Consider the following 14773-nt stretch of genomic DNA (forward strand, 5'->3'; position numbering starts at 1 on the left):
GGCTCACCTTGCGCATGTCTATGTACTGCGTGCCACTCGCCGCACCACAACGACAACAACGCGGCAATTTACCCCAATAGGCAGATTGCCGCCCATCGCATTCGTTACCCATACGAGAGGACTCTAATGAGGCGAGCACTCACTGATACCCCCTTTTTAACCGATGCCCCCTTTGAACCCTGCACGCTTGCCATTCCAGCCCTAAGGCCAACATCATTGGCCACCAATCAGGCGGATGGCGAGTACTTACCCGCTGTGCAACGGCAAGCGACCGACATGGAATTTGTCCATCCGGACAGCCTGCAATCCCGGCTTTCTCCCGCGGCCTACCTCGCGGAACTCTATAGGCTGACGGGAGGTAAAGAGGGGAGGCTCCAGCAGCGCCGCCCAGACCTTGCATTCCTCCCCCTGACCGAGTCAACCATGCATGAAGAGGTCAGTACACTCGCCTTAGCCAATCAGGCTCTTGCCGCCTCGATAATACAAAAAGAGAGCGGCCTCACCGACCTGGAGGGGCTGGAGAGGGCACTGAACTCCCCACAAACCAGTTTACTTTCACTCTTTCAACGACATGACCAGTTCATCCAGTTGGCGTTGCGCGCGCACGGAATTAGCTATCAGCAGGTGAATGTCACTTTGGGTGCCCCCTCTAAGCTGATGCTACGGCCTGCGCCGATAGCTGTCTTGAGGCTAAATGCCGTCGAGCAGGTTTATTTCTGGAATGACACGTCACACTCTTGCTATCGGCTCGCTGACAAGACCTTTTATACCGATCAACTAGATTACGATGCGCAAGGCCGGCGTTTAAATAAAAAAATCTCTGGCTGGCCGCAAGACAAGACGCTGGCTGCCGCATTCAGGAACGGAGCGAGCAGCGAACGTGCCCTGATGCTGTTTTGGAGCGACAACACCTGTAGCGAGGTAACGTGCAATGCGAATGCGCAACTGGTCAGCGTGACCGCCCCTGTGCCCATCAGCAACGTCTGGCCTGGCTACCCCACCGGCAAGGCGCTGGTGGCGGTCGGCATGCCTGATGAGTCTCTGCGGCTTTTTTTTTGGCAAGATGGTACCCACAGCGGGTATTCCCAGATCTTTAAAAAAAGTATCGACGGTTATGACGCAGACGGCTACCGCCCCAATAGCTACTACGGCCTGCCCATGACCAAGACCGTCAGCGCGACTGAATACATGGGAACAGCGGGCTCACTCCAGGTGTTCTGGGACGATGGCACGCACTCCGAACTGCGCAACTATGCCTTGGTCAAGGACCGGGAGGGGTATGATAAGGACGGCTATCGCGCCAATGAAGAGATACCCAACTGGAAGATTGACACGAACTCTCCTCGGTTTGAGCTTGGATTGTCCCCCCTGCAATGGAACATTCTCAGCGCGCGTCGCCTGCTGGCACTGGCCACCCCGGTGGCCGAGCTCAACTTGACTGCCAGTGAGACCCTCTATTTTTGGCCTGACAACACCCACTCTCTCTACAGCAAGACCGAGAATACCTGGTATCGAGCGCGCAATGGCTTTGATGCACAGGGACGCAGGCGCAATGACACCCTGACCGGCTGGCCGGCGGGCAAAACTCTGGCCGCTGCCACCTTCCGGCCGTATCATCATAATGTGTGGCTGCTCTGGGCTGATCACACGTCTAGTGTCGGTATCATAGAGAACAGTGGGGGAGAGCTCACGAATGCCGGCCCCAATTCCGCGATGACGGAATACCCCACAGGAGGGAAGCGGCTGGTAGCGACCCTGCTTATCACACGTCAGTACACACTGTTTTTCTGGCATGACAATAGCCACGCTCTATACGCGCATGAAGTGGAGGGTACGAGTTGGCGCTTCTTGAAAGGCGAGCTAGGGGTCGATGAATCCGGCTACCGCCCCAATAGCCACTACGGCCTGCCCATGACCAAGACCGTCAGCGCGGCGGAGTCTCTGGGACAAGATAATCACTTCCGGGTATTCTGGCACGATGGTACCCACTCCCAGATTGAGGGAGGTCTGGTCACCAACCGGGATGGCTTTGATGCCCAGGGCTATCGCAGCAACAGCGCATTGCCCGCTTGGCCATGGCACGCCGCCACCGTTCAGCCTCCCCGCCCCAGCCAGCAGGGGATGCCCCCGAGTGTCGTCGCCGCGTGTCTCCCACCCGAGCCCCCCACACCTAGCCGCTGCTGGCCGCTGACCGAGACCCTGAGCGATACCTCGGGTGAGCTGACCTTGCGCACGCTCTCTCGCCACACGGCCGAGCCCACCTTTGTTCCCTCGCTCAACGCCGAGCATCCCGTCTTGCACCTGACCGGCCAAACCCTGTTCTGTCTGGACACCCTCTTCAAGGCCACCCCTTGTGCCCTGACGTTGCGCTGGCGGACCGACCATCCCGGGGAGTTGCTGAGCCTCAAGCAGATCTCTATGAATGCCGACGCCTTCGCCCTGCTCGTCGACGAACAGGCGCTCACTCTCTTGTTGTGCGGGCAAACCGAATTGGCACTGCCATTCCCCCCCCACGACCCGGACGACGTTCGCTGGCATCAGCTGCAGCTCAACATCGATACCGACTCCGTCCAACTGAGCGTAGATGGTCAATGTCCGGTCACCATGCCCTATCCCCTGACGCTGGGTGGCCAGCAATTACTGAGCCTGGGCAGCGGCGAGTGGCACGGCGAACTGGCCGACCTGCAATTGTTTGATTGCCTGCTGCCCCCTGCCGATGCAGCCGCCTTGTCCACCCCTTCCACCTCTCAACCGGAGCACGACCACCATGCATGAGATGATTGACGTTCACCCACTGTCCCTGACGGCGGAAGATACCCCGTTCGCCAGCCCCCCGTCCCAAAAAGTACTCCTGCATACCCCATCTGGCATCTTGGGAGGCGCTAGCAATGGTTGGGGCGAACAACTGTCCAGCGAGCAGGGGTGGCCCTGGACCTTGCTGCCGATCGCCGGCGAAGCCAATCAGTTTTACCTGCAGTGTCCATTGGGGTATATGGGATGGAAGGATGCAGCGTTGATTCGCGCCAATGCGCCGTTGAGCGAACGAAAAATCTTTGACTTTATGCCCGCACCGGAGGCGGCAGACGCATTTGTGCTGCGTATGAAAGACCCTGGGAGCACCTATCATGACCGCTATGTACGCTGCAAGACCGACAATGGGGTCGATCTGGTCGTCGACCCGACCCAGGCCACTTGCGTGCGCGTGCGGCCCTTGCAGCAGGTAAGGTTACAGACCCAGACCGGTGTTTTGGGCACCGACACGCTTGGCAGGGCGCGTTTTGACCAAGAACCCCAGCTATGGAGCCTGTTGCCCATTGCCGGCTCGGCGGGTAAATACCACCTGCATGGTGACAAGGGGTATATGGGGTGGCAAACGCAGGGGGTTAATCGACATGTTATAACCAATGCCGCTATGGCCGACCGCAAAATCTTTGAGTTTGTGCCAGTACCGGAGGCGGCAGACACCTTTCTTCTGCGCATGGCGCAACCGGGCGATACCCTATCAGGGCTCTACGTGCAGCAACGCAGCGACCACTGGGCGGTGTTGACCGCAGACGCGGCACACGCCGCCCGCCTGACCCGGATCGTGGAGCTCGCCGACACCACCATTGACACCGTCATCCGCGACCTGGCAATCTCCGAAGACGAACTGGATATGTTACTGCAAGAGCCCCCCCAGTCCTCGGTGCTGGGGTTGCCACCGGCCTACCTGCTTAACCTTGGCTATGGCGCCACGATTAGCAAGCAAAAAGTCACACCAACAGCCGTCCAGCCTCGCTGGAAGTTGGTGCGTGACGGACAACCACTGGACGCGCAGACCCTGCAACGGATGGAGATGCTGGTCTTGTTGCAGCGACAAATGGCCATCAGCTATCGTCAACTCGACGAATTGTTTGCCATCGCACTATTGCTCGATGACCCCGACAAGATACTCACTACCGTATCGTTGCTCCGGAAGTGGCAGTTGGCGGGCGCTGACTTTACATCGTGGTACCAGTGGCTGACTACCTCGCTCGCAACGCCCAACGACATGTGGTACCGACTGATGACGATGGCTCTGTTGCCCTCCCTCACGCTCGCTCCTGAGTCATTCGATGGGCTATGGGGGCTGCTGAGTACCTCCCGAGGCTGGTCCATAAGAGATATCGCTACCGTATACGAGTTTCTGAAATTGTCCCGACAGCGGCAATGGTCCATCGCTTGGCTCACAGAGATATTGACTCCCAGCCACGGATTGCCGTTGCTACAGACTGAGGCTTATTACACCCGAATTGCAGAGTGGAAGGCCGCTGTGCAGCCCGCGTTGGTGAAACCAATCGCCATTCAACACCTGCAGGTAGCGCAAGTAAACCGCATGCTAAAAGATCTGGACAGCAGCCTGTCTCCCATCGACTGGTGGCCGCTGTGTATGAGCTCTGGAGCGACGGATGCCACAGGGCTCATCAAATTGACGCTGCCCCAGTTGGCGACATTCTCACTCTCAACGCAACTCAATGCCCACCCGACCACCCAAGCGCTTATCGCAAAGGGGTCTCCCGAAGCCAGGGCAATACAGACACTGTTGCAGACCGAGCAACATGCCATCGAAAATTACATCAAACAAGCTGGTGAGCAACAGCACAATGCGTTAATCAGGCTTGCCTTACAGGACGCACTGCCGGCTGAGTTCATGACTCCGCTGCTCAATTGGCTGGGTCTTGCTCACTATACCGTAATGCATCTCCTGCACAATGCGAGTGAAGGTGCGCCTGTGCAGAAGGGGCATGACAGTTTAGTGGTGGCGATCTTGTACGATCTGAGTAGATACATTGAGCTCGTGAAACCGTTGAGTCTGAGGCCTACCTTTCTCAACAAAATTGTTACAAGGCCGGAACTTATCGGCTTGAAAGAAAGTGATCGTGATGTGCTGGTGCTCTGGCTCGGCTCATTGGTAATCCTCGATGATATGGTGCGAGACAACCCTGCCCAATGGGAAGCAGCTCTGGATCAGGGGCTGCCTATGAACACGGTCGCCCTCCTGCTGGGCATCAACGACTTAGAACTGACGAGCCTGGTGCTGGAGCTGGGAGGCTCGGTGGTAGTGCGCAGTCTCAGTGAATGCCTCCACATTTATCAACTTATCCAGCTGAGTAAGGATCTGCGGATCCCTGCCAACTTTTTGGTCTTGATATTCAATGCCAGAAATGGGGAATCCACCATGTCACAACAAGCTGCGGTCGCCCTGCGTGACACCATGCAATTTCACAAATTTCAAGGAAATATCAGATGAACGGCCAAGCGTTGCTAAACCAAATTGATGGAGCGCTGGATGAACAGACCAGCGCGGCACTATGTCATTATTATCTCAACAATTCCCCAGTGCCAGGCATCATAAACAAAGAGGATATCTATCAACACCTGTTGCTGGATGTGAATGTACATGCTGAAGTCAAGACAACTCGTCTAATGGAAGCCATCGGCTCTCACCAACTTTTTATCAGCCGTGCAATATATAACCAAGAGAAAGAACACGGCATTAAGGACCTGGAAAAGCTAAAGAAAAAGTGGGAAGAACTCAAACACTACCGTTACTGGGAGGCCAATGAGCGCATCGCACTCTTTCCCTCTCAATTTATCGAGCCGGGGATGTTCAAAGACTCGTCGACCGCATATCAGCGGTTGGATGAGGCACTATCGCAAGGGAAACTCTCCGGACAAATCTTGTCAAGGGCTATGAGCGAATACACCAAGTCGTTCAACAAAATACTGGATATCGAAACACTCTGGATATCCACAGAAAATACAGGGTCAGACAAGCAGTTTGTCCCCGAGTATACCTATCATCTGGGGTATGCTCGTGGCCAAAGCGAAGATCTTTATTTACGCAAGGTAAAACATCATCCAACAGAATACCAACCTGTCGCTTGGGAACCCTGGCAGCCACTGAATGTCACACTGACCGCCAAACCCAGCGAACTCTTGGCATGCTGCCTGTTTCAGGGATCAGGTCGGCTGTATCTGTTTTGCTTTGAGAAAGAGAATATTGCAAAAAAAGAGGGGGGAGACACCAACCTCGTTTCGTTTCCGGAATATAATATTCGGATCACCTATACTCAACAGGATAGCCAAGGAAACTGGAGCGAGTTCTACCACCTACAAACTTTCCCCTGGAAAGGAATGGCAATTAATGCGCAAGGGGTGGAAGACCCAGCGTCTTCCGAGACGGCCACATTCAAGATACTGGGTGCCGTTGCTCAAGGAAACAAGACCGATTTAGGCGGTATCGTATTTAAGTTGCGAGAAAGAGACAACTACCCCCGCGTGTTGACAATTCGCAGCAATGCGCCTTGGCTGAGCGTGATGATGAGACCCACAGCTGAATTGGCTAACCTGTTCCCTGGCACCAAGCAAGCCTTGTGTGAGCAGGCCCCCATGACAGTGGGCGATGGGCAGTATCAATTATTGCAAGCTCTCTTTAATAAAAATGTTGGCTTGCCATCTTCTCACACCAGTCAGAATGCGCAGGCACAATTTCTGGTATGCCGTCGCCAACAAGGAGGGGCACTAACATGGCAGGCAGAGGCTATTTATGCACCCAACCTGCGGGATATCATGCATCACCCACACTATCAAGAGATCGCCAAAGTCCAGCAATTCGACCTCCCGGTGTGTGCACTGCAAGGGCAATCTCTGGGTAACATCACGCTCGCGCCCCTCACCTACACGCCAAAAACTGCGGCCAATTTCAGCGGTCCATTCGGACGCTACCTCTGGGAGGTGTTCTTCTACCTCCCGCTCAGGATCGCCAACGCGTACCAACAGGCAAGACAATATGATGAGGCTCTGGCGTGGTATGCCTATCTGTTTGACCCCTCCAAAGAGGGCGATGCCCAATGGCCAGTCCTTGCGCTTAAAAGTCAGCCATCTCCTTGGGTATTCGCCCTCAACGACCCTGATGATCTTGCCCGGTTGTATCCGGTTCACTACAAGAAACTGTTAGTGAGTCGCTATATCCAGTGTCTCATTGAGCGGGGCGATGCACTTTATCGACAGCCAACCCGAGAGAATTTAAGAGAAGCGAAAATGTGGTATACGACCGCACAGGAACTGATGGGCATGAAGCCAGTACTGCCCTATACCGCCCCCACGCCATTATCCACGCTGGGGGAGGTACGAGCGCCCAGCGCTGACGAAAATGGGTCTTTTTATCGCCCTGCCGATAACTCGTTGCTGGAGCACTGGAATAAGCTTTCAACACGTCTTGGTACGTTACGACGCAGTCAAGATATTGATGGTAAACCGTTGGGTCTACCACTACTTGACGCGCCAATATCGTCAACCCAGCTTCGTAATATGGCAGCGACCGGGAAATCGCTCAACAACTTGTCAAGTACGCAAATCGCCACCTTCCCGCACTATCGTTATGTCGTCTTGCGAGACCTGACGAACGGTTATTTAAACCAATTGGCTAATCTGGGACAGCGATTACAAAACGTATTGGAGCGGCAAGACAGCGAAAGTCAGCTCAATCAGCAGTACCAGACTCAGCAAGCGTTGGCGGCCTTGGGAAAAGAGGTGCTGCTCGCGCAGCAAATACAGCAAAAAGAGACCGAAAAGGTGTGGACGGCCACTGTTGCCAGCACTGAGCAGCGGATCGCCTATTACCAGAAGCTGGTCACGGAGGGGATCTCAAGCCAAGAGCAAATGGCTATCGATTTGGGCATCACCTCTGGCGCGCTTATGAGTGGAGCTAGCGTCGCATTTGCGGTAGGCAGTGCTCTTTCTGTTATGCCGAATATTTTTGGGCTTGCATGTGGTGGCATGGAGTATGCCGGGATCTCCAATGCGATAGGCCATGGCCTGAGTGCAGGGGGGACAGGCGTAGCCACGGCCGCTGCGGCCACCGAGCGGCACGCCAGTTATGAAAGACGTATGCAAGAGTGGCTTCAATTGTTGGCTCAAACACAAGATGAAAAGCGCATTCAGGAGGCAAATAAAAAGGCCGCCCAGGCACAAAGTAAGATTATTACTGCGGAGTTGCGCCGCCACGAGGCTCAAATGGCGCAAACTGAGGTAGAAATGCAAATGTTGGGGCGTCGCTTCTCCACGCCACAGATGTGTACATGGATGACCTCCCAGTTAAAAGCGATGTGCTACAAAGTGTACTACGAAGTGATGAATTTGTGTCTACAGACAGAAAAAGCCTACCAACTGGAAACCGGGTCATTCCAGAAACAATACATTGGTCGCAACCATTGGGACACATCTTCTTTCGGGCTGTTGAGCGCTGAAGCCTTGTACGCAGATATGCAACGTATGGATGCCGCTTACCTGATGCGCAATCAACGTCGTTTGGAGATACACAAAACGATATCACTGAAAGCCATTGAACCAGATGCGATTAGGACGCTAAAAGAGAGAGGAAAGATCTCGTTCGCAATTGCGGAATCATTATTTAATGATGATTACCCCAATCATGTCTGCCGACAAATAAAAACCGTTAGCCTGTCATTCCCTGCGGTGCTAAAACCCTATCAAAATATAAGTGCGACATTAACGCAGTCATATAACAAATTGACTGTAAGTAATACAGAGTCGATTACAAATATTCGTCATGGCCAACAAGTAGCAATATCACAAGGCATGGATGACAGTGGCTTGTTTCAGTTGGATTTTAATGACCCGCGCTACTTGCCTTTTGAAGGCACGGGGGTCGATTCAAGATGGGAATTGGATTTCCCTGGGTGGCACGTGAAGCCAAGTGACGAGTTGAAATCACTGCTCTCGAGCTTGACCGACGTCATCATCCATATTCGTTATACTGCAAAATCGGCTTAAGTCATGTGTATGCTCCCGGGAAGCCGGGAGTATATTATTGGAGTTATGTGATGAGTGTTCACAAAAGTAATATTGACGGGGTCTCTGCGCCTTTAATCCAGACCATTAATCCCAACCTTCCCAAGGGGGGCGGTAATACCAGTAACATTGCCAGCAACGTGACCCCGGTGGTTGAAAAAGGGGAGGCGTCTATCTCATTTGCACTACCCAATGACGTACAACATCGTTTGGGGCATGCACTGTCATTGCACCTGAGCTCACAGCAGGGTAACGGAAGCTTCGGTTTGGGGGGGAAACTCAACTTACCCACAATCCAGCGCAGAACAAACAAACAGCGTCCTCGCTATGACGACCAGGATATATTTGTCGGGCCTTCGGGGGATGAACTTGTGCCCATCCTGCCATCCACCACACGTGACCTAAACGGCACTATCTGGACAGTGACGCGTTATCGCCCTCGCCATGACGATCATCAACTCAAATTGGAACGTTGGCAAAAAGATGACAAACAGTTTTGGTCGTCTGTTAACAGTGATGGCATGACATCCATTTTTGGTTTCACCGCGATGGGGCAGTGTGCCGCAAATGGCGTGCCACAGAAGATCTTTGCGTGGTATTTGCAAGAACAGGTTGCACTTAATGGTGACCATATCTATTACACTTACCGAAAGGACCCGTATGACGGTGCGAGCACAACACCCATGCTGGCGGGCGTGTGGTGGGGTAACCACGTTCCCGATAATCAGCCATGGTGCCTGACACGGTCGAATGAAGACATTTTGAAGCAACAATGGCTATTTCAGCTAGCGCTGGATTATGGCGAATACCAAGATGATGGCGATGGCTGGCCAACGCTTGCTCCAGGCACGCCGTCCCCCCCTCGCCGAGGGGATGTGGTCTGGCATTTTCATCCTGGGTTTGCATGTGTTACCCCATTGCTTTGCTGCCGCGTAATCTTGTTTCGATGTAAAGCGGATCAACGTCTGCCCTTGCAGGAATTGGCCTTTGAGTATGACCGTAGTCACTATGTCAGCCAACTGGTGGCTGTCTCTACTCGGCATTTTCGTCAATATGCGAACCGGAAGGTCAGTCAAAAGCTGCCCCCCACAGACTTACAATACAGCGCATTTGATTTAACACAAGCACGTTTCCAGCAAAGTGTGTTTGGTGATGCAGGGCTCAATCACGACCAATACCAGTTGGTTGACTTATATGGTGATGGCATTCCTGGGATCCTGATACGTGAGGGTGAATGTCATCACTATCGGCGTGTCAACAGCGTTGTTGCACAGGCTGGAGGACACCAGGTTCAGTATGAGGAGCCCGCCCCGATAGGACATATCCAAGGGGGACAACTGAAAGATGTGGACGGTGATGGACTGCTTGAATATGACGTGAGCACCCTTCCATGTCAGGGATTTATTTCTCGGACAGCGGACGGAGGGTGGGGCTCATTTATTCCCTATCAGGCTCTGCCTACTGAACTGGGCCATTCCGATGCCCTTTATGTAGATGTGACTGGAAATGGTTTGGCAGACTTGCTGATGCTGGGCCCAAACAGCATTCGCCTGTATGCCTCTACGGGAACGCAAGGGTATGCATCTCCCACAACTATGGGTCTACCTAAAGGATTAGCCTCTTCATTCGGCGACAAGCAATCATTGACCGCGTTTGCAGATGTCATGGGGTCAGGGCAGCAACATCTGGTGCAAGTGAAATATGGTGAGCTGACATGCTGGCCCAATTTGGGGCATGGACAGTGGGGAGATGTTATCCAGCATACGCTGAAAATGCCCGATGCCATTCAAACTAGCAGCTTTGATGTCCAGTACCTGTTCCTGGCTGATTTGGATGGATTGGGCGCGGTAGATGTGCTGTATGCCCACCCCCAAGGGCTGTATGTGTGGCGAAACCGTCATGGCAACGGTTTTGATACCCCACTGGCCATCACCTGGCCAGAAGGACTGGTCTGGAATGCCCTTTGCCATCTCAGTGTTAGCGATCTGTATGGGATGGGGACATCTTGCGTTGTGGTCTCCCAGCGAACGCCGATGTTGCGTCACTGGGTTTTGGACCCCAGCAGGGGAACCCCCCCCTATTTACTGCAACGTATCAATAACAATATGGGGGCCGAGCAAGTACTGACCTACCGCAGTTCTGCACACGAGTGGCTGGATGAGCGCAAAGAGGCCAATAGCCCGCAGCGAAACTTATTGCCATTTCCCTCCCACTTACTCCATCAACTGACCTTGCTTGATGAAATATCAAACCTAACGTCTTATCAACGCTGGTCTTACCGGAGAGGATTCTACGATCCTGAAGAGCGTCAAATTAACGGGTTTGGGTTCGTGCAGCAAACCAGCTGTGAGCCGGGGGGAAATCGGCCAGACTTGCTGACGAAGTCGTGGTTCCACACGGGTCGACCAGGTGATGAAAATCTGATTGATGTATCGACCCATGACCCAATGGTTGGCCGTTTCGCGGGCACCGAATACCTTGACCTAGCTGGAAAGGTAACCACAGGGACATCAGATATGGCCCGTTGTCTGGTTGGACAATTGCTGAGACAAGAATTTTATAGTTCAACCGCAGGTGAACATTCTCACCATCCGGCGCAAGTCAGCGCAAAACGCTATTGCGTCCAGCAGATACAGCAAGCAACAGACAAGGTATATCAGAGCTATGAGCGGGAACAGGTAAACTGGGTCTATGAAGACACCCCAACTGACCCACAGTGCGCTCACAGCCTCACTTTGGTGAAGGACAATTATGGATTTACGACTGTGTCTGCTCAGCTCCAATACCCACGACGGACAGGTAAAACTCCGTATGTGGACCTGGCACAAACAAAATTGAGGGTGACACTACAGGTCACTGACTACGTACACATAGAGGAGGCGAACAAACGACGATTGGGTCTGATAACCGAGCAGAAGAGTATACAGCTCAATAATCTGCCCGCAAAAGCGGAAGGTGCACTGTATAGTGCAGATGAATTGCGCCAATTTTGGAAAACGACAAGCAGTAGCGCACTCATCGCCAGCAGCCGTCACTATTACACATCGCCAGACACGCTGAATGTTCCATTACCACATGGTCAGGCTACTGCTGAAGGCTTGCTGTTTGAGGTGTACAGTGCAGAGCTGACAATGACGATGCTCGACAAATTAGCTGAAACAACAGGGGAAACAAGGGGGGGGCTGGAAAGTAAACTCACCACGACAGGCGGATATGTAAAACTACCGAAACAGCCCACAGACCTCAGTACGTGGGGAGAATTACTGTGGGCGCCCAGTCTGCAAGCACACTACGGCCCCCTGGCTGAGCGATACCGAGTTAATAAACATGTCTCCCGCTTGGCTGGGGAAACCCGCTATGGCTACGACAGTAACAACCTGTTTGTCACCACCATTACTAATGCGTTGGGGGGAACACAAAGGATTAGCTATGACCTAGATATGCTACGACCTCATTGCCTGGAGGACATCAATGGGAACAAGGAAGAAATCCAGTTTAATGTATTGGGGCAAGTAGAGCTCCGCACAGTGTATGGAACAGAGCAAGGCGCCAGAGTCGGGTTTAATCCAGTCGAGCGTAACGCTACCAATAAACAACCAAAGGTATGCTTAGTCGCGCCTGAGCGCGAGATAGAGGGATATGCCAGTGTACATTGTTATGAACAGTGGAGCTGGATGGGGCATGTCACAGAAGAGCAGTTGGGGAGAGCATGGGAACAATTGTTGAATGCCCGACTTATCACCGACAAGGGTGCGATTCGGGCTCGTTGTCGCTGGTTGTCGAACATTGAGATAACTCGGCTATGTCCTGACTTCAACACGAGCCATTATCAAGCGCTGATGGCGGCCCAGCGAACACCAAATTACACTGTAACACTGCAGGCGGAGAATTTCCCTCAGACTGGCCAGCCAGCAGCGGTACGAGTGTCCTTGCATTATACCAATGGGCAGGGTAAGACGATCCAGAGCACACAAAGAGTGACGCCTCAACGCTGGGTTATCACCCACAAGGCGCTCATCACCTCTCACGGGAAGATCATCAAAAACTATCTTCCCTATGACGCAGTAGATTATACCTATACTCGGTCAACAGAGGGATTGGTGGGACATTCGGTATTTTATGACGCATTTGACCGTGAAATACGACGTGTGAATGCAATGAAAGATGAAACAACGATCACCTATCACGCTTGGTACGTGGTGAAAGAAGATGAAAATGATACTGCGTATAAACGACTAGCGCCTATCCACTAATAAACCCTATGTGGCCCTATTGATTATTTTTATGGGGCCACAGCCAGATCATTTATATTCACCTGCATTGAATTTCAATACCATTTCATGACCAGTAGTATCCTCATATGAATGAATATAAATACACCCCGTTAACAGGGCCCACCTGTCGACAGCCCCCCCCATTGGAAAATAATTACACCACACTAAGGGTGGGGTTGTTTTTTGATGGCACAGGGAACAGTCTGACCAATCACCATCAGAATATGAATTTTGTTAATGCACTGCTAACCAAATGTAGTGACACGTCTTTAGCTCCCCGTACCGAATGCTCGTTTGGCTTGAATGAGGTGAGCAGCTCGCTAGGCGCGCTTAGCAATATTGCCAAGGCGTATGCCATGTACTCAACTGATACCAGCGATCAACTTACAGTGAAAGTCTATCTCGATGGCATCGGTACCGCTCCAGGCCGCCGCAATTTTCTATTGGGGCTCGCGTTGGACATAGGGCTAACATCGAGCTATAGCAAAATGATGAGAGCCTGCCGTCAACGTATTGTTGAACAAATAAGAAAACAGTTAGAACAGCGATTATCACCTCCTGGGGTAATTGACCGCATTGAGTTTGATGTTTTTGGGTTCAGCCGCGGCGCTTCCGCTGCTCGCCAGTTTGTTAACTTAATCCATCGGCGTACCCAACATCCGTTGGCTAAAGCAGTGACCCGCGAGCGTGTTCTACGTCTCAGGGAAGGTTTTGATTGGTCTAACCCTGCGGAATGCCGTATTCGCTTTATTGGTATATTTGATACTGTATGTGCCTCTCCGCTGGGAAGGCGCCACTTAACCCTGCAGTCAGATTGTGCAGAGCGAGTGGTACATCTGGTTGCAGGGGATGAGTCGCGTCATTTCTTTGCTCTAACACGTATTAGTGAGGACGGGGAAGGGAAGCACATTTCCCCTCACTTTACCGAAGTGATATTGCCAGGCTCTCATTCGGATGTTGGAGGGGGTTACTACAGTCGAGATGAGATCAATCATGCCAACCCACATCCAGCCTTGAGTGAGGGGAAGGTGATACAACGTTTTATAAGTATCGAAACCAGCCAAACTCGCCTGACGGCGAGTTTGGCTTACCGACAGGCGATGGAATATGCCCGCAACAAAGTTGTACAAGGCTGGGCAAATGGCATTGCCGTCCTCCCCTCCTTGGACACGCCCCCCTTACTTGGCAAGGTGAACCTGCTTGTGGCCAGGAGACATCAGCCTACGCTGGCCTCCCCTTACGCTTGGGAAGTGACTGTTGAGGTATTGTTGTACCGTGTAGTGGAAGGGGAATATTCGCGTATCCCGCTGCGCATGATGATTGAAGCTGCACGATCAGTGGGTGTTCCGTTCAATCCCTGGAATGAGGAAAGTAGTTTCCTGGCTCTCAACTCTCCATCTAAAGGGGAAAATAGCCCTATTCTGTCAAGGTTAGCTACGCGATGGCAATTTGCTGCGGTGAAGGGGGGCGTGGTTAGAGATCTAAGAAATGAGATCTTGGGCGAGGCTTATCGCCAACTACGATTCACATACCTGCACCATAGTGCCGATGCCAGTTTTGTGAATGGTGCCAACCACCGGTGGGAACTTGAGAAGCGCCATCATCTCGGTAATCGATCAACGGATCGCTGAACCCTGCGAACAGTTTCGGCTTGATCGTATCTG

5 protein-coding genes are annotated in these 14773 nt (G+C 52.7%); all 5 read left to right on the top strand.

Annotated features, from left to right (window positions below; all coding sequences use genetic code 11):
* The first annotated feature begins 216 nt into the window (after window positions 1–216).
* The 5 genes from ACB035_RS10335 to ACB035_RS10355 all read left to right on the top strand — a co-directional run bounded on the left by ACB035_RS10335 (window position 217) and on the right by ACB035_RS10355 (window position 14740).
* Window positions 217–2775: a Tc toxin subunit A gene (locus tag ACB035_RS10335; RefSeq protein WP_371167215.1), complete on the top strand. Its 2559-nt coding sequence runs from the start codon at window positions 217–219 to the stop codon at window positions 2773–2775.
* Window positions 2768–5269: a hypothetical protein gene (locus ACB035_RS10340; protein ID WP_371167216.1), complete on the top strand. Its 2502-nt coding sequence runs from the start codon at window positions 2768–2770 to the stop codon at window positions 5267–5269. The genes ACB035_RS10335 and ACB035_RS10340 overlap by 8 nt, the downstream gene beginning before the upstream one ends.
* A complete protein-coding gene (locus ACB035_RS10345; protein WP_371167217.1) occupies window positions 5266–8817 on the top strand; it encodes a neuraminidase-like domain-containing protein in 3552 nt (1183 codons plus the stop codon). The genes ACB035_RS10340 and ACB035_RS10345 overlap by 4 nt, the downstream gene beginning before the upstream one ends.
* 50 nt (window positions 8818–8867) lie before the next feature.
* The gene (locus ACB035_RS10350) at window positions 8868–13088 is read left to right on the top strand and encodes a SpvB/TcaC N-terminal domain-containing protein (protein WP_371167218.1); all 4221 of its coding nucleotides are present in this window, start codon (window positions 8868–8870) and stop codon (window positions 13086–13088) included.
* Between the two features lie 107 nt (window positions 13089–13195).
* Window positions 13196–14740 (top strand): phospholipase effector Tle1 domain-containing protein, encoded by a 1545-nt coding sequence (locus tag ACB035_RS10355; RefSeq protein WP_371167219.1) that lies wholly within the window; start codon window positions 13196–13198, stop codon window positions 14738–14740.
* Window positions 14741–14773 lie beyond the last annotated feature (33 nt).

Source organism: Aeromonas sp. S12(2024) (genome assembly GCF_041402305.1).
In the GTDB taxonomy this organism is placed as follows: domain Bacteria; phylum Pseudomonadota; class Gammaproteobacteria; order Enterobacterales; family Aeromonadaceae; genus Aeromonas; species Aeromonas veronii.

Excerpts from the sequence above, each read along its gene's own strand:
- ACB035_RS10340 (WP_371167216.1), top strand. The coding sequence starts at position 2,768 with ATGCATGAGATGATTGACGTTCACCCACTGTCCCTGACGGCGGAAGAT.
- ACB035_RS10350 (WP_371167218.1), top strand. The coding sequence starts at position 8,868 with ATGAGTGTTCACAAAAGTAATATTGACGGGGTCTCTGCGCCTTTAATC.
- ACB035_RS10355 (WP_371167219.1), top strand. The coding sequence starts at position 13,196 with ATGAATGAATATAAATACACCCCGTTAACAGGGCCCACCTGTCGACAG.
- ACB035_RS10345 (WP_371167217.1), top strand. The coding sequence starts at position 5,266 with ATGAACGGCCAAGCGTTGCTAAACCAAATTGATGGAGCGCTGGATGAA.